Origin of the sequence: Lysinibacillus sp. FSL W7-1291, assembly GCF_038593415.1 — a bacterium.
Taxonomy (GTDB): Bacteria; Bacillota; Bacilli; order Bacillales_A; family Planococcaceae; genus Lysinibacillus; species Lysinibacillus fusiformis_D.
In genome coordinates, this window is sequence record NZ_CP151994.1 from 4,476,184 (window position 1) to 4,497,130 (window position 20,947).

Annotated in this window: 23 protein-coding genes; 13 read left to right on the top strand and 10 right to left on the bottom strand. The window is 36.0% G+C overall.

All coding sequences use genetic code 11. From position 1 onward, the window contains the following. The first annotated feature begins 7 nt into the window (after nucleotides 1–7). The 3 genes from NST76_RS21885 to NST76_RS21895 all read left to right on the top strand — a co-directional run bounded on the left by NST76_RS21885 (nucleotide 8) and on the right by NST76_RS21895 (nucleotide 1,501). Complete coding sequence (locus NST76_RS21885) at nucleotides 8–415, top strand: MarR family transcriptional regulator (RefSeq protein ID WP_036119500.1); 408 nt, start codon at nucleotides 8–10, stop codon at nucleotides 413–415. Nucleotides 416–563: 148 nt separating this feature from the next. After that, nucleotides 564–1,223, top strand: coding sequence for a hypothetical protein (locus NST76_RS21890; protein WP_271911929.1), 660 nt, complete (start codon nucleotides 564–566; stop codon nucleotides 1,221–1,223). Further along, complete coding sequence (locus NST76_RS21895) at nucleotides 1,220–1,501, top strand: hypothetical protein (protein WP_036127135.1); 282 nt, start codon at nucleotides 1,220–1,222, stop codon at nucleotides 1,499–1,501. The genes NST76_RS21890 and NST76_RS21895 overlap by 4 nt, the downstream gene beginning before the upstream one ends. 485 nt (nucleotides 1,502–1,986) lie before the next feature. Here NST76_RS21895 and NST76_RS21900 read toward each other — a convergent pair whose 3' ends face one another. The 4 genes from NST76_RS21900 to NST76_RS21915 form a co-directional block, all read right to left on the bottom strand. After that, nucleotides 1,987–3,066: an ankyrin repeat domain-containing protein gene (locus NST76_RS21900; RefSeq protein WP_101966862.1), complete on the bottom strand. Its 1,080-nt coding sequence runs from the start codon at nucleotides 3,064–3,066 to the stop codon at nucleotides 1,987–1,989. Nucleotides 3,067–3,307: 241 nt separating this feature from the next. Beyond that, nucleotides 3,308–4,789, bottom strand: a complete 1,482-nt coding sequence (locus NST76_RS21905; RefSeq protein ID WP_036127138.1) for a malate:quinone oxidoreductase — start codon at nucleotides 4,787–4,789, stop codon at nucleotides 3,308–3,310. Between the two features lie 383 nt (nucleotides 4,790–5,172). After that, a complete protein-coding gene (locus NST76_RS21910; protein WP_271911930.1) occupies nucleotides 5,173–5,316 on the bottom strand; it encodes a hypothetical protein in 144 nt (47 codons plus the stop codon). A gap of 790 nt (nucleotides 5,317–6,106) precedes the next feature. Then, nucleotides 6,107–6,256, bottom strand: a complete 150-nt coding sequence (locus NST76_RS21915) for a hypothetical protein (RefSeq protein WP_230593948.1) — start codon at nucleotides 6,254–6,256, stop codon at nucleotides 6,107–6,109. Between the two features lie 157 nt (nucleotides 6,257–6,413). Here NST76_RS21915 and NST76_RS21920 point away from each other — a divergent pair, with 157 nt between their 5' ends. After that, complete coding sequence (locus tag NST76_RS21920; RefSeq protein ID WP_036127141.1) at nucleotides 6,414–6,905, top strand: hypothetical protein; 492 nt, start codon at nucleotides 6,414–6,416, stop codon at nucleotides 6,903–6,905. Between the two features lie 66 nt (nucleotides 6,906–6,971). On the opposite strand, the gene NST76_RS21925 is transcribed toward NST76_RS21920, so the two are convergent. Both NST76_RS21925 and NST76_RS21930 read right to left on the bottom strand, forming a co-directional pair. Beyond that, on the bottom strand, nucleotides 6,972–7,247 hold the full coding sequence (locus NST76_RS21925; RefSeq protein WP_036127166.1) for a hypothetical protein: 276 nt from the start codon (nucleotides 7,245–7,247) through the stop codon (nucleotides 6,972–6,974). 197 nt (nucleotides 7,248–7,444) lie between these two features. After that, complete coding sequence (locus NST76_RS21930) at nucleotides 7,445–7,657, bottom strand: hypothetical protein (protein ID WP_058844097.1); 213 nt, start codon at nucleotides 7,655–7,657, stop codon at nucleotides 7,445–7,447. Between the two features lie 240 nt (nucleotides 7,658–7,897). Here NST76_RS21930 and NST76_RS21935 point away from each other — a divergent pair, with 240 nt between their 5' ends. Genes NST76_RS21935 through gnd form a run of 4 tightly spaced genes read left to right on the top strand, consistent with a single transcriptional unit; the run spans nucleotide 7,898 to nucleotide 12,951 of the window. Beyond that, entirely contained in the window at nucleotides 7,898–8,629 is a 732-nt protein-coding gene (locus tag NST76_RS21935) for a GntR family transcriptional regulator (protein ID WP_036127145.1), read from the top strand. Continuing rightward, nucleotides 8,622–10,163 (top strand): gluconokinase, encoded by a 1,542-nt coding sequence (gene gntK / locus NST76_RS21940; RefSeq protein WP_036127147.1) that lies wholly within the window; start codon nucleotides 8,622–8,624, stop codon nucleotides 10,161–10,163. Before NST76_RS21935 ends, gntK begins: the two co-directional genes overlap by 8 nt. Before the next feature lie 15 nt (nucleotides 10,164–10,178). Beyond that, a complete protein-coding gene (locus tag NST76_RS21945; RefSeq protein ID WP_036127149.1) occupies nucleotides 10,179–11,525 on the top strand; it encodes a GntP family permease in 1,347 nt (448 codons plus the stop codon). 25 nt (nucleotides 11,526–11,550) lie between these two features. Continuing rightward, entirely contained in the window at nucleotides 11,551–12,951 is a 1,401-nt protein-coding gene (gene gnd, locus NST76_RS21950; protein ID WP_342544449.1) for a decarboxylating NADP(+)-dependent phosphogluconate dehydrogenase, read from the top strand. 58 nt (nucleotides 12,952–13,009) lie between these two features. Here gnd and NST76_RS21955 read toward each other — a convergent pair whose 3' ends face one another. Then, nucleotides 13,010–14,554 carry a histidine kinase N-terminal 7TM domain-containing protein gene (locus tag NST76_RS21955; protein ID WP_330493800.1) on the bottom strand — a complete coding sequence of 515 codons (1,545 nt, stop codon included), beginning with the start codon at nucleotides 14,552–14,554 and terminating at the stop codon, nucleotides 13,010–13,012. Between the two features lie 106 nt (nucleotides 14,555–14,660). On the opposite strand from NST76_RS21955, the gene NST76_RS21960 reads away from it, so the two are divergent. After that, a complete protein-coding gene (locus tag NST76_RS21960; RefSeq protein ID WP_058844094.1) occupies nucleotides 14,661–14,993 on the top strand; it encodes a BRCT domain-containing protein in 333 nt (110 codons plus the stop codon). A 78-nt stretch (nucleotides 14,994–15,071) separates the two neighbouring features. On the opposite strand, the gene NST76_RS21965 is transcribed toward NST76_RS21960, so the two are convergent. Both NST76_RS21965 and NST76_RS21970 read right to left on the bottom strand, forming a co-directional pair. Next, nucleotides 15,072–15,725 carry a peptidylprolyl isomerase gene (locus tag NST76_RS21965; protein ID WP_089933336.1) on the bottom strand — a complete coding sequence of 218 codons (654 nt, stop codon included), beginning with the start codon at nucleotides 15,723–15,725 and terminating at the stop codon, nucleotides 15,072–15,074. 226 nt (nucleotides 15,726–15,951) lie between these two features. Beyond that, complete coding sequence (locus NST76_RS21970; protein WP_058844093.1) at nucleotides 15,952–17,826, bottom strand: leucine-rich repeat domain-containing protein; 1,875 nt, start codon at nucleotides 17,824–17,826, stop codon at nucleotides 15,952–15,954. Between the two features lie 281 nt (nucleotides 17,827–18,107). Here NST76_RS21970 and NST76_RS21975 point away from each other — a divergent pair, with 281 nt between their 5' ends. From NST76_RS21975 to NST76_RS21990, 4 genes are all read left to right on the top strand, one after another. Further along, complete coding sequence (locus tag NST76_RS21975; protein WP_058844092.1) at nucleotides 18,108–19,073, top strand: tRNA-dihydrouridine synthase; 966 nt, start codon at nucleotides 18,108–18,110, stop codon at nucleotides 19,071–19,073. A gap of 180 nt (nucleotides 19,074–19,253) precedes the next feature. Further along, a complete protein-coding gene (locus NST76_RS21980; protein WP_058844091.1) occupies nucleotides 19,254–19,616 on the top strand; it encodes a DUF2085 domain-containing protein in 363 nt (120 codons plus the stop codon). 21 nt (nucleotides 19,617–19,637) lie between these two features. Further along, entirely contained in the window at nucleotides 19,638–19,919 is a 282-nt protein-coding gene (locus NST76_RS21985; RefSeq protein ID WP_058844090.1) for a DUF983 domain-containing protein, read from the top strand. A 294-nt stretch (nucleotides 19,920–20,213) separates the two neighbouring features. Next, complete coding sequence (locus NST76_RS21990; RefSeq protein ID WP_058844089.1) at nucleotides 20,214–20,537, top strand: zinc-ribbon domain-containing protein; 324 nt, start codon at nucleotides 20,214–20,216, stop codon at nucleotides 20,535–20,537. Nucleotides 20,538–20,712: 175 nt separating this feature from the next. Here NST76_RS21990 and NST76_RS21995 read toward each other — a convergent pair whose 3' ends face one another. Further along, the gene (locus NST76_RS21995; RefSeq protein WP_058844088.1) at nucleotides 20,713–20,919 is read right to left on the bottom strand and encodes a TM2 domain-containing protein; all 207 of its coding nucleotides are present in this window, start codon (nucleotides 20,917–20,919) and stop codon (nucleotides 20,713–20,715) included. Between the last annotated feature and the right edge of the window lie 28 nt (nucleotides 20,920–20,947).

Sequence of the window (20,947 nt, forward strand, 5' to 3'; positions counted from 1 at the left end):
TGATTATATGGCAGATAATCTACACAATGTAGAAATCATTATGAAAGAAATGCTGGACATTCAGCAAAAATCAAAAATGTTTGTGGAACTTTTAACTAAAGGGGAAGCATTGTCGCAAAACCAATTGATTTTACTTCTGCAACTAAAAATAAATAATGGAATGAAGGCAACAGAAATCGCTGACTTCTTTAGTGTAACACCTGGAGCTGTAACTTCCATGTGCGATAAGCTGGAAAAGCTAGAGCTGATTCAACGAATTAGAGAAAATAATGATCGTCGTGTTGTCAAAATGGCTTTAACCAATAATGGTGATCAGAAGGTCCAAGAAATTTTCTTAAAGTTTTCTCAGGATAAACTGGCAGACATGGCTAATATCTTACGTGAAGTAAATCAATTAATGAATAATATCTTTTAGGATTTCAACAAATTGAAATCCTTTTTTTATTGCTCAAATTTTAGGGAATTCTTTTGTTCTTGACAAAAGGGAGATGCATATAATTTAATTAATATATATTTTAATAATTAAAATATATATTAATTAAATTAAAATGAGGTGATTTTTTATGTTTCAAAAACTTCGTACACTAACACTAACGAATGGCCGCATTAAACATCTGGATACTGGGTATGAGCAATTAAATATTCGAGGAGCTGTAGCTTTACATCAAGAAGTACACTTAAAAAAGGTGTCCACTCATGGTCATAGCTCCTTTTATTGCTCTGTTACTGCCCAGGTATTTAACAGTTCAGGCTCATGCACATTAAAGGATTATTGTGAGATCGAAGAACTAACAAACGCTGGAAACATTCAAATACGTAATGGATGTGTCCACAAGATCAATAGTTCTGGGAAATTCATAATTGAGGAGAAATTACAGAGCAGACGGTTCGACGCTATTGGTGTAGTAAAAGCTGAAGAAATAGTGGCTAATCATTTTCAGTTGAAATTATCGGGGGAAAGTGAAATTAGCAAGCTACTAGCGGACAGTGTAGTGATAGAAAAAGATCGAGTGACACTTCTTCCATTATTTAAGAAAAGGTTAAGTTGCCATACAATCAAAGGAAAACAACTGCAACTATCGTATACAGATGCACACATTGTTGACGGCGAAGTAGTTAGAGTGGGAGAAAACTGTCTAATTGAGACGCTTTACTATACAGATGATTATACGATTGCTTCAAACGCAAAGGTATACCACATTATACGGAGGGAAAAAGAATGACATTCCTAAAAATGCTACAAGCCTTTTTTTGCTCATTAGCCCTAGTTGTCTTATCCGTTCTTTACATTGGCTTACTTGTAAGTGCTGTTCTATCTATACTCGCTGGCATGTTACGAACATTCGGACTAGATCAAATTAAAATGAGCATCTGGTATGATGTAGACCTCCCAATTCTATTCAGCATCCCCCTAGCACTGCTAGTAGCTGTACTACTATTCCTTTGTGCCACCTATATCAAACGCTCTATGGTATTTTGTTTATCAAAGCTTCGAATTTAGATAACATGATTAAACAATCTTCCATTTTCGTTAATCTAGTGTATTCAGGCACAATTGGAACTCCGAGGATTGACAATAAAAGTAATGAATTAATATTTGTTACTAGTTTTAGAAAAAGGCGTATTCTTAATGGAATATGCCTTTTTACATTTTTAATAGAAGACATAGTAAATAGAGAAAAATAGCAAAACTTGTAAGTAGTAACTTAGGAGATGCAATCCAGCGAAAACAGCACCAATGGGCAAAATCACAAATATGATACTGACAACCACAAGATGAACCTATATAAAAGCCATACATCGTATTTTCTTGATTAGGTACAATTGGGAATATGACATTCATTATAAAAATGAAAAGAGATACTCCAAAATCGTTTATTTTGCCCTCACCTGTTAAATATAAATAATGAACAGTATGATAATACATGTGAAAATTATCTTTCCTGTCCTATCCCCATTCAGAAAGTAACCATGGACGCAATATTACTAAAGTTCCCCTTCAAGAAATTGGATAAGATAGAACTCAGGCTTAGCTAGGAACTCTGTGAAATTGCATAAATCTGCATATTCCTCATGCTCCACATCATAGCATCCAACTTGTCCCTCACCTTCCGGGTTCCAAACTACTTGTAAATCAGAATAATTGTCGACATTGGCTGAAAGAAGAAGCAGCTTTTGTTGACCAAACTTCATCTCAATTGTATCCGTTAGGTTAAAAAAATCGATATAGTGAATATCATAATCATTTGGTGCAAGTTTGAGATGCAATTGATCACCTGTCAGAAAATCAAGCAATTCCTTTGGTAATTTATATTTTTGTAACGCACACCTTTTATTCTCTATCGAATGAAGCTCTATAGGTTCGAGTGCTTTTAAATAATTGGCAAGCTCCTTATTTTTCATACCTAGTGCAATAGTATAAGGGCGTTGCCCATCTTTCTCCGTTAAAGTGATACTTGCACCTCGTTCAATTAAATATTTCACCATAGTGATATTGCCCATTCGTGTTGCAACTGTTAATGGTGTTGCTCCATAGGGATAGACCATGTCAGGCTTTTGGTAATTAATATCTACTCCTTGTTCAAGTAAATAATTGACTGTTTTCTTATCAAAATCAGATACAGCTTGTCGTAATACTGCCCCTCCATACTCTTTCACATCAAGTCCGAGTTCATGAATAAGCGGGATATTTCTTTTATTTCCATAGTATGCCTGTAAATAAGCTCCAGAGCCAACTTGATTATGTCCATCTAGTTTTGCGCCTTGTTCAACAAGGTAACGCACTATTTCCTCCTTACAATAACGAACAGCTCGTAAAAAAGCTGGATTCTTTTTAACATTTAAATTTACGTTATACGCAACTAATAGTTTTACTACATCAAATTGCTGTGCAATTAATGCTAAATCCAATGGGCTTAATGATGTATGCTTACTTAAATGGATTTCCTCTTCAATATTCCAGCCTTTATCCTTGGCTTCTTGCAACGCAGTTAAATCTCCAGCATAGATATGCATTGCAAGCTCCGGGATTTCCCTAAATGTTCCAATGTCTTGTAGCTTAATCATCTTTAGATTGGCCTCCTTCATACATTTATAAAGAGTATAGAAAACAACTACTTACAAAACAACAGGAAATAGGACTACAGTTTAATCAATAACAACTGATATTTATATTCATTTTCAAGGTTCATTTATTAAAAAAGCAACTAGGTTAGACATTTCCCAGGAAAAGATATTTGCAAAATAAAAGGAGCCCTCAATCCTGAATAGATTGAGGGCCTGTCTTAAACGCTTATATGAATTGCCTTTATTTTAAACAAAGAGCTTTATCTGTTGTTGCATTAATTTCTTTTAGAAGCTCTGGGTTTTCTGCTAATGATAAACCATAAGATGGAATCATTTCTTTAATTTTTGTTTCCCACTCTTTAATATGTTGAGGGAAACATTTATTAAGAACTTCAAGCATAACATGCACAGCCGTAGACGCACCTGGTGAAGCTCCAAGTAAAGCTGCAATCGATCCATCAGCAGCACTTACAACTTCTGTACCAAATTGGAGTGTTCCTTTGCCGCCAGCTTCTGTATCTTTAATAACTTGTACACGTTGACCAGCTACGATAATATCCCAGTCATCGCTCTTCGCATTTGGAATGAAATCACGTAACTCTTCCATACGTTGTTCTTTTGAAAGCATAAGCTGTTGGATTAAATATTTTGTTAATCCCATCTCTTTCACGCCTGCCGCTAATAATGTTGTAATATTATGCGGTTTTACAGAAGCAAATAAATCCATATTGGAACCCGTTTTTAAAAACTTAGGTGAGAAACCTGCGAATGGTCCAAATAGTAATGATTTCTTATTATCAATATAACGTGTATCAAGATGCGGAACTGACATTGGTGGAGCACCAACTTTTGCTTTTCCGTAAACTTTTGCATGATGTTGTTCAGCCACTTCTGGATTATTACATGCTAAGAATAGACCGCTAATTGGGAACCCACCAATATGTTTCCCTTCAGGAATACCTGATTTTTGTAATAATTCTAGGCTTCCTCCACCAGCTCCAAGGAAGACAAATTTTGCTGAATGATATTCCATTTTACAGCCGTCTAAATCATGCACACGTACTTCCCATGAACCATCACTAGCTTGTTTTAAACTTTCAACACTATGGTTGTAGTTAACATCCACATCTTTGGATTTTAAGTGGTCAATTAACATACGTGTTAAAGCACCAAAGTTAACATCCGTACCCGTGTCAATTTTTGTTGCAGCAATGTCTTCACCCGCTGGACGATTCTCCATAATAAGTGGAATCCATTTTTTTAGTGTTTCAGGGTCATTAGAAAATTCCATTCCTTCAAATAAAGGATTTTTTATCATCGTTTCATGACGTTTCTTTAGAAACTCAACATTTTCTTTCCCTTGTACTAAACTCATATGTGGTAAAGGCATAATGAAGTCTTGTGGATTATTGATCAGCTTATTGTTTACAAGATACGACCAAAATTGTCTTGAAACTTGGAACTGTTCATTAACATTAATCGCTTTTTTGATATCGATTGATCCGTCTTTTTTCTCTGAAGTGTAGTTCAGCTCACATAATGCAGCATGTCCAGTTCCCGCATTGTTCAATTCGTGAGAACTTTCTTCGCCTGCTTTCTCAAGCTTTTCAAACACTGTAATTTTCCAATCTGGTGCTAATTCTTTGAGCAATGTTCCCAAAGTTGCACTCATGATTCCGGCACCAATTAAGATAACATCTGATTTAATTTGTCTGTTACTCATTTTTACCTTCCTTATATGTTAAGATTTGCAGAAAGGATGTTAGCACTCCCGCTTTAGAAGTACTGTAAGCCATGGAGCAACCTTGGAGCACACCATTTCTGTATCAATTATTACCTTATTGCAGTTTATCACAATTAGTTCAAGAATAAAATATCAACTATTTATATGAGAGTTATCAGCTTTTTTCGAGCCTTTCCATTCATAACTCAAGCAAAAAAACCACTTTTTATTCTAGTTAAAACTTGGTTTTTTTAAGCTTTATGGAATAATCGCCCCAAAAATGGTTGACATTTTCATAAAAAATAGATTCTTTTTATTATTATATCTCTATAATAACATAGCGATAGGCAGCCCGTCTTGTTTTTGAACTAGCTCCCTATTCTTCAAGATACACTGTCGATTGGGCTTTCAATATGCCAACCATCACTATGAAAACCACTCATTTGCAGTAACACATAATCGACTAATGCTTCATATAATGTCATCATCTGTTGTGCATTGTCCTCCTGCATTGCATGGACAAACATGTTTTTAAAAGCCACATCTAGAAATGCTAGCTTACTATATTTTTGAAAATAGATTGGATCTTCAAGATAGGGCATAGATTTGACAAGAAGGAACTATTTCTACATTCAAAAACTGACAGTACTCCATAAACAAATTTGCTAATTCGTTATGATAGGTAAAGTTAAAGTCTTTTCTCTCTTGCTCATAACAGTCCTTTAAATTATCCAGTGCATTCCATACTCCATATTTTTTTATTTCTATTACTGTTTTATTCATTACTTTATATTTTTTTGAGCCACTCTTCTGCTTCAAATTTTTAGTTTTTTTATTATTCTAGTATAATTAAATACTATTCTACTTGTTTTAAATTGCAACATCGACATGGTTCTCCGTCTATTAAAATCTCTTGGTAATACTTTCGAATTTGAGCTGGTGGATTCGCAAAGTATTCAATTAAAAAGCCATTCACTACTCGATTGCTTCTTTCTTTTCACTCCACATAATCTGCCAAAATAATATGTATATCGATATTAGAGCGTTTTGAGGGTTACCCTGAAACATAACTCCCACAAACTAGTGCTCCTACGACATCCCCTCGATCTTTCCAATCTTTCAAGAATGTTTCAAGTGCTAATGTCCATTTGTCCATTGATCATGGACTTCCTTTTTGCTATGTCATTTTTTATTCTACACTATTCAAACAACAGAAAATCCATAATGACGTTTTCTGTTTTAATTAATTGGTTGCATGTGGGGCAAAAATTATCCTAATGAAAAAACCGCACTCTTTTAGGTACGGTTCTCAACATGCTAGAATAAATCAGCTAAAAATGTTTGTATTGATGTAGGTAATAGCTGAAAGAATAATCCCTCATATTTAATATCGAGTACACCAGCAATAACAATGACAGCAAAAATTAAAAACAGAAAGATTTTCTTATTTTTAGAAATCCACTTCAATAGATTCCACTCCTCTAGCTTTATAGTAAACATTTTCAGTATAGATGGGTTCATAAAAAATAGTAATCCCTAGTTACTGCCTGTCACCTAAATTTCCTATACTACATACATTAAAATGATACGGTACAATTTAGAATTATGTAAGAAGGGAATGACTATGGTCAATTTTAAATCTTTTCGTGGTGTCGTCACACAAATCAGTGATTTTCCAGTAGGGCAAAACGGGGATAAGGAAGGTTGTTATAAAATGATGACCTTAGAAGATGGAGCTGGCGGGGTCGTCAACTTTGTTATTTCTCCTTCTACTTATTTTGTTCATCATGAAATCGTTACGACAGGGGAATGGGTCACAGGCTATTATGATGGGGATGCACCTGTACCAATGATTTATCCACCCCAATATCGTGCTTTAATTATTGTTAAAGATAGCAACTATCAAAATGTAAAGGTAGATTTTTTTAATCATCAATTGCTAAGTAGTGATGGCCTATTGCAATTAAACCTTTCTCCTACTACTGTTATCTCGCTTAAAAATGGGCAGCCCTTTTCTAAAAGCCCTGCCAATCGAAACCTCATTGTCTTTTATGGACCTACCACTCGGAGCATTCCTGCCCAAACCACACCATACGAAATCATTGTTTGGTGTTAACCTCATCATTGAAATAAGCAACGGCTTAAACCTCATTACGAGAATTTAAGCCGCTTTCCTCTGTGATTACCTATTCATATCATCTTTCATTTCATGTAATTGCTGTTTAATCTGCTCTAGGCTTTCTTTATTTTGCTGCACAATATCTAAATGTTCACCATATTGCTCTGCATTGAAACGTGCATTTTCGGCATGCTTTATTTGATTGAAAGCATGCTCTAACGCTATTTCCTCTGGATGTAATTTAGCATGCTTCAACAAACGATCTGCCTTTAGCACTGAGTTACTAAACAATGTACTAGGATGATCTTGCTTCCAACTTGTATCGGAATGTTTAGCCAATGTATACATCTTCCCTTCTTAAAAAATTTCATTGTTCTAGATGTAGTATTATGAATTGATTCGAAAATATGTATGGTAAATAATCTGTGCCATCCGAGATCCTCCCAACACAATATTTCCCAGGCGATATTTAAAGAACTAAGGCATCCGCTGCCTTAGTTCTTTTCCCAATGTCATGAATAGTTGTCAAATATCAATTAGTGCCATGCAGTCCGTTCACTGACAGGTTGCTTGATGCCTGTTTTCCCTTGTGTTTCAGCAAAATTATTGACCTGTGCTGAAGACGCATCAAGCTCAAATTCAGCTCCAAACTCTTCCTGATGGAGTTTTTGACGCTGTTTATTTGATTTGTTTGCACTACTCGTTCCAGTTGCTTTTGCATTGTTACGATTTGTTTTCATATTTGACATAACCATCCTCCATCGAGTATTTGAAAAGCTCTAACATCGACTAAATGTTTTATGAACTTTTCATTCTCAAGTTTGTCCATAGAGCAAGAAAACAATGTGCATTAAATTTTTTATTTAGCTAAGTATAGTGTTGAGGCTTTTTTCCATTTCTAATTGTTAGTAAGTCGCTTGCAATCTTATTTTCTTTCTGACTATAATACTTGTATACAAGTATACTCAAAAATCAAAAAGGGTGATTTTATGAGCCAATCTAAGGACTATTTATACCCACAAAAATGGCTTTCTAAAGCTTCAACAGGCGATCGTGTAGCCTATGAACTTAGAATGCGCATTATTTCAGGCTTAATTGAAAGCGGTACCATTCTTTCTGAAAACAAACTAGCAGCTGATTTTGAAGTAAGTCGTTCACCTATTCGTGAAGCCTTAAGAATACTAGCGTCTGAAAATATCATTCGATTAGAGAAAATGGGCGCTGTTGTCATTGGTTTATCAGAAAAAGAAATTGAAGAAATTTATGATGTTCGTCTGTTGATTGAAACATTCGTGTTTGAACGTCTCATAAAAATGGATACAACTAGCTTAGCAATAGAACTGAGCAAAACATTAGAAATGATGAAGGTTGCCATTAAATATAACGATGCCGACGAATTTTCTTATCAGGATGTTATGTTCCACGAGGCGATTATTCGTTCCATCGATCATTCTTATATGACGATGATTTGGAATAATTTAAAGCCAGTAATGGAAGGCCTTATTTTGTTATCTATGCGCATGCGCTTCCAAGAAAAATATGAGGATTTCACTCGTATTGTGAAAAACCATGAGCTGTATATTGATGCGATCAGAGCAAAAGATCGAGAGCTCATGATTAAATCCTTACATGAAAATTTTGATGATGTTCAAGGCAAGGTAGAAGATCTATGGCGGTCACAGCAAATGCTATCTAAAGGGGTTGAGCCACAAAATGACTAACTATATGTTAGGTGTTGATATAGGGACTACTAGCACCAAAGCCGTATTATTTAGTGAACAAGGCAAGGTTATTCAACAAGAGAATATTGGGTATCCATTATATACACCTGATATTTCAACAGCTGAGCAAAATCCAGAAGAGATTTTTCAAGCTGTGCTGCAAGCCATTACCCACATTATGAAAGTCCATTCTGACAAATCATTATTATTTGTTTCCTTTAGTAGTGCTATGCATAGTGTTATTGCTGTAGACGAGGATGATCAACCCTTAACACCTGTCATCACTTGGGCGGATAATCGTAGTGAGGCATGGGCACATAAAATTAAAGATGAATGGAATGGACATGAGGTTTATAAAAGAACGGGTACACCTATTCATCCAATGTCTCCATTAAGCAAAATTACTTGGCTTGTAAACGAGCATCCTGAAATCGCTCGAAAAACAAAGAAATACATTGGCATAAAAGAATATATTTTTAAGAAGTTTTTCGATCAATACGTTGTGGATTATTCTTTAGCTTCGTGTATGGGTATGATGAATCTCCATACATTAGATTGGGACGAAGAAGCTTTAGCCATTGCAGGTATTACGAAAGCACAATTATCGACTCTTGTACCTACAACGCAATCGTTTTCTAACTGTAATGTCCGTTTAGCTAAACAAATTGGTATTGATCCTCAAACACCGTTTATCATTGGTGCAAGTGATGGAGTACTGTCCAATTTAGGTGTTAACGCAATTAGAGAAGGTGAAATTGCTGTCACAATTGGGACAAGTGGTGCTATCCGTACCATTATCGATAAGCCCAAAACAGATGTGAAAGGTAGAATTTTCTGCTATGCCTTAACAGAAAATCATTGGGTTATCGGCGGACCCGTAAACAATGGTGGTATGGTATTACGCTGGATTCGTGATGAGTTTGCTTCTTCTGAGATCGAAACAGCCAAAAGACTAGGTATTGATCCATATGAAGTGTTAACAAAAATTGCAGAACGTGTAAGACCTGGTGCTGATGGACTGCTATTCCATCCTTATTTATCAGGTGAACGTGCACCTTTATGGAATCCAGATGTACGTGGTTCATTTTTCGGTTTAACAATGTCACATAAAAAAGAACATATGATACGAGCTGCTCTCGAAGGGGTTATCTACAATTTATATACGGTCTATTTAGCATTACTCGAGTGTATGGAAAGCCCTGTCACACGTATCCAAGCAACAGGTGGTTTTTCACGCTCTGAGATTTGGAGACAAATGATGGCTGATATTTTTGAATCGGAAGTAGTAGTACCTGAAAGCTATGAAAGTTCCTGTCTCGGTGCATGTATTTTAGGCTTATATGCGATTGGAAAAATCGATTCCTTTGATGTTGTCGCTGATATGGTTGGTGACACTTATAAACATACCCCAATCGAAGAGGCAGCCAAAGAATATAGACAATTGCTCCCCATTTTCATTCGTTTATCTAGAGTGTTAGCAGATGATTATGCGTCAATTGCTCATTATCAAAGGAGCTTAATTAAGCCCGACTAAAGAGGAGGAGAATACATGCCATTAGTTATTGTAGGTATTGGTATTATTGCGCTATTAATTTTAATCATGGGCTTTAAATTAAATACATTTATCTCATTAATCATTGTTTCATTTGGTGTGGCATTGGCTCTCGACATGCCTTTAGATGTCATCGTGAAAACGATTGAAGCAGGATTAGGTGGTACGCTAGGTCACTTAGCATTAATATTTGGACTTGGAGCTATGCTTGGCAAGTTAATTGCGGATTCAGGCGGTGCCCAGCGCATTGCCATGACCCTTGTAAACAAATTCGGTGAAAAGAACATCCAATGGGCCGTTGTAGCCGCATCCTTTATTATCGGTATCGCTCTTTTCTTTGAAGTAGGGCTTGTGCTATTAATCCCTATTGTCTTCGCCATTTCAAGACAATTAAAAGTTTCTATTTTATATTTAGGAATTCCTATGACAGCAGCCTTATCCGTCACACATGGATTTTTGCCACCACATCCAGGACCAACCGTCATCGCTGGTGAATTCGGGGCAAATATTGGTGAGGTCTTGCTTTATGGCTTTATCATCGCCATTCCAACCGTTATTTTGGCAGGGCCATTATTTACAAAATTGGCGAAAAGATTAGTGCCTGAATCATTCAACAAAACTGGGAATATTGCTTCTTTAGGTGAACAAAAAACATTTGAATTAGAGGATACCCCTAGCTTTGGCATAAGTGTCTTCACTGCACTATTACCTGTGATTTTAATGTCCCTTGCCACTATTATTACACTGCTACAAAAAACAATGGGCTTTGAAGATAATGGCCTCTTAGCAGGTATCCGCTTCATCGGTGAAGCTGGTACGTCCATGCTAATCTCCTTATTAGTAGCTGTTTATACAATGGGAATAGCCAGAAAAATTCCGATTAAGCAGGTAATGGAATCCTGTACAACAGCCATTTCACATATCGGTATGATGCTTTTAATCATTGGGGGCGGTGGCGCCTTTAAACAGGTATTAATCGATGGGGGTGTTGGGGATTACGTTGCCGAGCTATTCCATGGAACTACCTTATCACCGATTTTACTGGCGTGGATAATTGCCGCTATTTTACGTATTTCATTAGGATCTGCTACAGTGGCTGCTTTAACAACAGCAGGGCTAGTCATTCCAATGCTAGGTCAAAGTGACGTGAATCTCGCTTTGGTTGTGCTGGCAACAGGTGCAGGAAGCTTAATTGCTTCACATGTCAATGATGCTGGTTTCTGGATGTTTAAAGAATATTTTGGGTTAAGCATGAAGGAAACGTTTGCTACATGGACGTTGCTAGAAACAATTGTATCTGTAGCTGGTTTAGGATTTATTTTATTACTTAGTTTATTCGTTTAAGAAATGTAAAAAAGGAGCGAGCACAATGTTAAATACAATAGGCGTTATTGGTTTAGGTGTTATGGGCAGTAATATTGCTTTAAACATGGCTAATAAGGGCGAGCAAGTGGCCGTTTATAATTACACACGAGATTTAACCGACAAACTGCTACAAAAGGTCGAAGGACAAGCGCTTACTCCTTACTATGATATTGAAGAGTTCGTACAATCTTTAGAAAAACCAAGAAAGATATTTTTGATGGTGACAGCTGGGAAGGCTATTGATTCCGTTATTCAATCGGTAGTGCCATTCCTTGAAAAAGGCGATGTTATTATGGACGGTGGTAACTCTCACTATCAAGATACAGAGCGTCGATATGATGAATTAAAAGCACAAGAAATCGGTTATTTAGGAATTGGGATTTCAGGCGGTGAAGTGGGTGCATTGACAGGGCCATCTATCATGCCTGGTGGTGATCAGGAGGTCTATGACAAAGTAGCACCTATACTTACAAAAATCGCAGCACAAGTGGATGGTACACCATGCTGTACGTATATAGGTCCTAAAGGTGCAGGCCACTTTGTTAAAATGGTGCATAACGGGATCGAGTATGCAGATATGCAGCTAATTGCTGAGGCCTATACGTTTTTAAGAAAAAATGTAGGATTATCTGTTGAGGAAATTGCTGATACTTTTGAAACATGGAATCAAGGCGAATTAAAAAGCTATTTGATTGAAATTACAGCTGAAATTTTAAGAAAAAAGGATGAAGTAACAGGTTTACCACTAATCGATATGATTCTTGATAAAGCAGGTCAAAAAGGTACTGGAAAATGGACTAGTATGCAATCCATTGATAACGGTATCCCTACATCGATTATTACAGAAGCCTTATTCGCTCGCTATATTTCATCATTAAAAGAGGAGCGGGTTCGAGCTGAAGCTATACTGTCAGGGCCGAACTACAATCCACAAAATCAAGATAAAGATGTGTGGATAGAAAACGTACGTCAAGCCTTATATATGGGTAAAATCTGTGCATATGCACAAGGCTTCACACAATATAAAATGACATCTGAGCTTTACAACTGGAACTTGCCATTAAAGGATATTGCCTTAATTTTCCGCAGTGGCTGTATTATTCGTGCAGAATTTTTAAATGTGATTAGTGAAGCCTACCAACAGCAACCTACACTTGATAATTTACTAATTGACTCTTACTTTGCAGAAAAGACAAAGGACTATCAAAACGGCTTAAGAAAAATAGTTTGTGAAGGCATTCAAGCAGGTAATGCGTTCCCATGTCTAAGTGCTTCTCTCACATATTACGATAGTTATCGAACAGGCTCATCTAATGCGAACATGTTACAAGCACAACGTGATTATTTTGGCGCCCATACGTATGAACGTACTGATGCAGAAGGTGTTTTCCATACAAATTGGTAATTAAAAAGCTAAAATATACATCATTCCTTCCATGAATGATCGTATATTTTAGCCTTTTTTATTCTAAATAAACATGTACTCGATTACGCCCTGCTTGCTTTGCTCCATACAGTGCCTTATCCGCTTTATTTAAAAGCTGATACAATGTCTCTTCTTCATTTGTTCCTTCAGCTACTCCACAGCTAATGGTAGCATAAATAGCCCCCTCAATAGTCATAAGAGGTTGTGTTTCTACACAGTGACAGAGCTGCTTAGCTAATGCTTCCCCCTTAGACAATGAATAGCCCTTGAGTGCAAGAACAAATTCCTCACCACCATATCTTGCAAAAAGCTCGCCTTTTTTCAATTGACTCTGACAAACCTGTACAACATGAACAAGTAGCTGATCGCCGACAGCATGACCATACGTATCATTGACACTTTTAAAATAATCAATGTCCATTAATACTACTGTAAATGCTGTTGATGATGCTCTTATCTCGCTGAAGGCTTGATTACATTGTTGAAAAAATGCTCGACGATTATAGATTTGTGTCAGTTCATCATAATAAGCCTGTTGTTCTAACATCCGTTGTAGCTTCTTTAACTCTGTAATATCGGTAAAAATGAGTAAATGCCCATTACCATGATTAACATGCCGTAGCGCTGATATGCGTACCTGGTAAGTATGACTCATAAGATCAAGCTCTATTTCTTGCGTATTCATCGTCGTCTCTAATGTAAATGGCATCGTTTGCCCAGTTACTTCAAGCCATAGCTTCCTAAAATCCACACCAAACATAGACCGAGTTAGTTGAGGGAACACCTTGCTACATGCTTGATTAAACTCTATTAATCGAAACGACTCATCTAACACAATGACCCCATCATTAATACTTTGGAATATAGCATCTTTGGCAACAGGCATTACACTAAATAAACGGGAGGAATTAATAGACCATAAATACAACAGAGAAGAAATCCATAAGACCATTGGAACAGGATCAACCCCTTGAGGTGTTAGACCCAATAAGTATATAAAAGCAGTGATCATAGGAATTAACTGACCACACATTAAGGCAATCAGTTGTTGGCGATAAGTTTTACTTGTTTCTTTCCAATACTTTACTATTAGTAAAAAGGATACAAACATACAGCCAAACGTAAATATACCATGAATGATGTACCATATACCGATTTCCTGATAAACATAAGGAGCCCCTAACACGGGATCAACTTCAAATATCTTATAATGAAAATGGTGCATATCATTTGTAGCAACCATTATTAAACTAATAAAAGGGATAGCTAGAAGGGCCATTATCTTTTTCCTTGACAAATGAAAGCCCAAATATTGCATGATAAACAATAAACCGAGCGGTGTTGAAAAAGCCATACCTACATATTGAATGGCTGTCCAAAACTTTATTGCGTCCAGTGTTGTAGCTATTAAACCAAAAGCAGAGGCAAAACAATATACCGTAATTAACGCCGTATACCCTATAAACAATTGTGCAATTTTTGCGTAATTGTAGCGTTGTAGAAATACGTATAAACATAAATACAAATTTAGAAAACCCGATGTACAGCTAAGAGTAATAAAAGCAGTCAATTGCGAATTCATGTGTATGTACCTCTTTAAATTTTTTATTTTTAATGTAGCATACATGCAAAATTTTGTGGATTTATTTATTATCTAAAATGAAAAGAGAATGTTAAGGAGTACCCATATGACGAATAAGAACAACCTAGAAATCATTTTCCACCCTGATTCAGCCGAAAGCCTAACACACCCCTTTTATAAAAAACAAATCGTTTTTACAGGGGCTCTTTCTACAATGACCCGTTCAGAGGCTGCCAAACAAGTAAAAGCCTGTGGAGGGTCCTTGCAGGGAGCTGTTACACAGCAAACGGATTTCGTCATTCTTGGAGATAAACGTCGTGGCATCAGTAGCAAACAGCATAAGGCTGAACAGCTAGTTACTCAAGGGCACGACATCCAAATACTGATAGAGGACGATTTTTTATGGCTTATTTCAATACCAAAGGAAATTGACAAGTAAAAAGAGTATGTAAGATTTCACCTCTTACATACTCTTTTATGTCTATATTATTGTTTTTATCAATAAATTCTAGATTAACTATTTATTGACCTTAGGCGCTGGATAATCAAAGCCTTTTGTATCCACTTCTACCTTTTTCATTTGCTGATCTTCTAGCGGCTTATCTGTGGCATCTCGCTCAACCGCAACAATGGCATCGACTGTTTCCATACCCTCGATCACTTTCCCAAAAGCAGCATAATCCCCATCAAGATGTGATGCTTCCTTTACCATAATGAAAAATTGTGAACCTGCAGAATTAGGATCTTGCGAACGAGCCATCGAAATAACACCACGTTCATGCTTCATATTATTGTCAAATCCATTTGATGAAAACTCACCATCAATTGAATAATCAGGTCCACCAGTACCATTCCCTAAAGGATCTCCACCTTGAATCATAAAATCAGGAATTACACGTTGGAAAATAAGACCATCATAAAATCCTTCTTTCACTAAGGAAATAAAATTAGCGACTGTATTCGGGGCGACAGTAGGTTCTAATTCAATGACAATTTTTTCATCATTGCTCATCGTAATCGTCACAATTGGATTTTCCTTCACTTCCGCCGCATAATCCACTGTGTCTCCTTCAGATTTTGCTTTGTCTTTAGCGGTACCACAGCCTGTTAAAACAAAAGTGATTGCTAGTAATGATAACACTAAATAAACACCTTTATTACGTGCGAACATATTTTTCAGCTCCTCTACTTAACCATCTATTCATTATAAAACTATCCGATTGCTTAAGACAAATAAATCCAATACTCCTATCGTTTCTTCCTTATCGACCCGATATTTAGTTTGTAATACTATACTCATCTCGAGCCTTATTCTATTAAAAACAAGTACCAGCCTCCTTTATGACTGGTACCTAATTTGATTACTAAGTGAGTTCATGTTAAAAATACACCTGACTTTAATAAATGAGAATTCCTTTGTCTAAAACAGATTGATTTTGAACCTGATTTCCTAAAATATATAGCCTTTTTAGGTTAGGCATATTCACTAAAGGCTCTACATCTGAAATAGCGTTATTTTCTAAATGAAGCACCTCGATTTGTTGCCAATTTTTCATGAAATGTAACGATTGAAGTGAACTATCCTGTAATGTGAACGAACGTAAAGCTGAAAGACCAGCAAAGTAAGGCATGATCTTATCAACCTCATCTATCCAATCACTATTACCTATTTGAATCGATACATCATTCAAAGTTAAATGTTCCAGCACGTTGTTTGTTAATGGTTGTTGACTATTAAATTGAAAATTGCATTCAGAACAATTTAATGTCTTTACGTGCTGTAAATTGAATAAGTCACCTGTTTCTTCATAAAAAATGGTCTCGTTAAAATGAATTGTTTGCAAACTAGGTAGGTCATTTAAGGAACGAACGCCCGTGAAAACCCCATACTCCTTGACTGTAAGCTTTTCTAGCTGTGGGTATTTCAGAAATGCTGCACCATTCAATTGCGATTCCGATCCACTTATATAAACAGTCAAATCTTTTAAAGTGGGTGCCTCTAACTTTTGTATAAAAGAACCCTTTAGCTCCGCCTTCTTCAAATTGGGTGCTGTAATCGGCGATGTATCGCCATAATAACCAGCTAATGATAACTCAGTGAGTGATGTCAGACTGTTCACAATATCAAGCAATTCAAATTGACCTGGAGAAGATAAACGTAGCTTTGTCAAAGATGATTTATTTCTAAGCTTTTCTAAATTGGCAATGTTCATATTTTCGAGATCAAGCGATTGTAGGTTAGGCATATTTTGTAAAAAATCAAGCGTTTTTAAATTTCTTACCGATGTAAGCTTCAATTCTTGTAATTGATTCAGTGAATAGAAGGAGCTAAAATCGGTCGCTTCACTATTGTCTATCGCTAACGACTCTAAATCAGTTAATGTAGACAACCACTTCAAATCATTGGAAAATTTTAAAGACAATGATTTTAGTGACAATTTATTAAGAAGCTCAAAATCCTTAACTTCTTCAGTCACATAAGATATTTCAAGTGATTGGAGATTCGGAAACTCTAATAATAAAGCAAGTTCCTCATTACTTCGAATTTGGATAGAGAGCTCTACAATATTAGACTTATCGCTAAAATATTCCGCAATTTTACTAAATGATTCATTAAAGCTACCTGTATAGCTTTTTAAGTTTTTCAGATGTCGAAAGCTTACCTTTTCACTTTGTGCTATTTCATAATCATTCATGAGCTTCAATACAGTTAGTCCAGTAAAGGCTTCAAAGTCCTTTTGTTCGATTTCTTGCGTATTTAATAACTTATCCATCATGATATAGGTAGAAATTTCAGCTTCCTTATTTGTAAATGGATCGTCTAGACTGTAATCAAAATGCCATTGATCATCAGAATAGTAGGGGGCCAAATATCGAATACTTGCAATCTCTTCTTTAGTTGGCATTGCTCCACCCTTATCAAAAATGTCCCTTAAAAAGAATAGAAGCACTTCACTTTCAGGCATTGTTCGAACAGCTATTTCTTCACGGTTTCCATGCTCTGTTTGATTACTACTAAAAAGAAAATACCCAAGAATGGCACACAAGAAGACAAACGGTACAATAAGAAGTGCCTTTAAATTCGTTTTGGGACGTGTAGCTGTATTAGGAGCAGCTGTACCATAATAATGATTAATCGTTTGATCTACATAATAGACTTTATTTTCTTTCAGCATTATTTCAGTTTCACAAAAAGGACATTTAAATGATTGCCCTTCTTTATATTCAATTTTCCCATTACAATTCGGACAATTTAGTTGAATTAATTCCACTGGCAGTCCCTCCCCAGCTCTATTTTTCATTAAGCTTAGTTGTCTGAAAAATAAATGTCAATATTTCTATGAAATACTAATTATATCTTTTACCATGTTCAAGACCCTAAACGGCAGCGAGGATCTATCAAGGTTTTTCCCCTTTTCCTTCTCATCAAATTTCCCACTTTCAAATAAGATACCGTTTCTTGTATCAAGCTAAGCCCCTAGCTATGTAGAAGGACAGTAAATATGGTATCTTTTTGCAAAGGTATTATTTTCGAAAGTGAGGATTTTCATCAATGCATCAACATAATTTTTGGCTTGATTTACCACGGCCATTTTTCATTTTAGCACCAATGGAGGATGTGACAGATGTTGTATTTCGTCATGTCATTAGTGAAGCGGGGAGGCCTGATGTATTTTTTACAGAATTCACCAATACAACAAGCTATTGTCAACCTGGCGGCTTCGAAAATGTACGTAACCGCTTAGCCTTCACTGAAGATGAGCAGCCAATTGTGGCCCATATTTGGGGAGACACCCCTGAGCATTTTCGTCAAATGAGCATCGGTATGAAAGAGCTAGGCTTTAAAGGTATCGATATTAATATGGGGTGCCCGGCCGATAATGTGGCTGAGAGAGGTAAAGGAGCCGGCTTAATTCTTCACCCTGAACTAGCCTCAGAAATAATTCAAGCAGCAAAAGCAGGTGGCTTACCTGTTAGTGTAAAAACAAGACTTGGCTTTACAGATGTAGCAGAGTGGCGTGCGTGGCTCAGTCATATTTTTAAACAGGATATAGCTAATCTTTCTATCCATCTTCGGACACGAGAAGAGATGAGCAAGGTCGCAGCACACTGGGAACTAATTGCAGACATCAAAAAGCTACGCGATGAAATTGCTCCTAAAACGTTGCTGACAATCAATGGAGATATCCCTGACCGTTTAACAGGTCTAAAACTAGTGGAGCAATACGGCATCGATGGAGTCATGATTGGCCGAGGCGTATTTTCAAACCCATTTGCTTTTGAAAAAGAGCCGTCAGAGCATAACGCCAAAGAATACCTTAACTTACTATACTTGCACCTCAACCTTCATGATCACTACTCTAAGGAATTCGAAATGCGTTCATTTAAAGCATTGCAACGTTTCTTTAAAATATATGTGCGCGGCTTTAAAGGCGCTAGTCAATTACGAGTTCAATTACTAAATGCAAATTCCACCGATGAAGTACGTGATCTTCTAGCAGCCTACACTGCTGAGTAAATCTTCAGATAAGATACGACATACGCTAAAGGAGACTGGCTATAAGCCAATCTCCTTTTTACTTTACTTGTAATACATATTAAACCTTAAAAGGGAGTGAAAACTAAATTATAAGGTATATTCCATAATTTCTATTTATGTTATATACTAAACGCTATAATAATAAAGGGGTTTACAAATTTGGTAAATAATATTAATTTCATACTGCGGGTATTTTTCTTTTGCCATCAAAGACCGGACCGTTCTTTCCATTATAAGGGGCGGAAACTCCCTCTATGTGCAAGATGTACTGGTATGGCAGTAGGTTACCTCTTATCCATCATATTAGTCATACTCTTAGGCATATTTGATTTATGGATAATAGCCTTATTAATTTTACCAATGGCTATTGATGGTACAGGTCAATTATTTGGTAAATGGACAAGTAATAATAATAGACGGTTCCTTACTGGATTAATTGGTGGAATCGGCATTATTTATATTTTCTACACTATTGGTTACCAATTTTTTTTATTTGGTCAATATGTTGGAAGAAGACTATAACAAAATATCGGAGGTACAATTATGTATTGTAGAAACTGTGGTGAACATATTTCCGAATACGCAGAAATTTGTGTCCACTGTGGTGTCCGCGTAAAAAATGCAAGTGGAGAAGACACACCAAACTGGGCTGTTAATATAATTACACTTTGCTGTGTGCCACTTGTTGGGTTAATTATGTACTTTGTTTGGAAAAACGAAAAACCAGTTGCGGCTAAATCAGCCTTAATGTTCTTCTTTATTAACATAGGAATTACCATATTATTCTATATTATAATGTTCATTATTGGATTATCGAGTTATTAAATCAGGTATACATATGACAAAATTCTGTCTCTTATTAGGCTTTAATCAAGCAATGTGTATTAGCAGTAATATTATACTTAAAGGAAAAATTAGTATAAGCTACAGATTCTAATAACGTTGCAATTAGAGGAGTTGTAAGTTTTTCCTAGTTGTTTAAGCCAATGATAATGGGAAATATGTCAAAAGAGCTTATCTACTTTAATTATTACGCCTATTAATGTCATTAAACGAAGAAAAAACAGCAAGGCAAGTTGATTAATAAATAAGAAATTTTAGTATGTAAGGGGTTCTAATATGTTTTGTCCTAATTGTGGTTCTAGCGTTGACGAAAATGCCGAAATATGTCTACATTGTGGTGTCAACGTATTAAAATTTAACAACCAAGTAAATGTAGCAAAAAATGATAACCCAAATATTTGGGTTAATGTCCTCAGCTTATGCTGCTTCCCTCTACTTGGCATTATCCTCTATTTTATATGGAAAGACACACAACCAAAAGCAGCAAAGTCTGCTTTAATCTTTGCATTATGTGGGCTAGCTCTTTCAGTTATTATGATGATTATTGCATTTGTAATAGGCGTTGTAGCAGAAATGATGAATGATAGCTATTATTATTAAATAATTCTGCCACAGTGGTCTGGTATGGTAATCTGCTTATTCCACCATAAACAATAAAGAAGGGTAGACATTTATATGTCTCCCTTCTTTTTATCGTATGGCTATAAATAAAAGCAACAAGCTTAAAAGTATGTATGTATGAGCCAGCCGTTTTTTATTTCAATCATTTTAACTATTAAGATTTTATAAGATGACCATCTTTATCAGTAAATTTACCAACGATAATCATAATCAAATCGATTAATGTCCAAATACCCAATCCACCTAATGTGAAAAACATTAAAATACCTGTACCAATTTTACCAACATAAAAACGATGAGCCCCTAGACTTCCTAAAAAGAAACAAAGTAATACTGTTGCTACAAAATTTCTGTCTGACATATAAGCACCTCCAATCAATTCATAAATA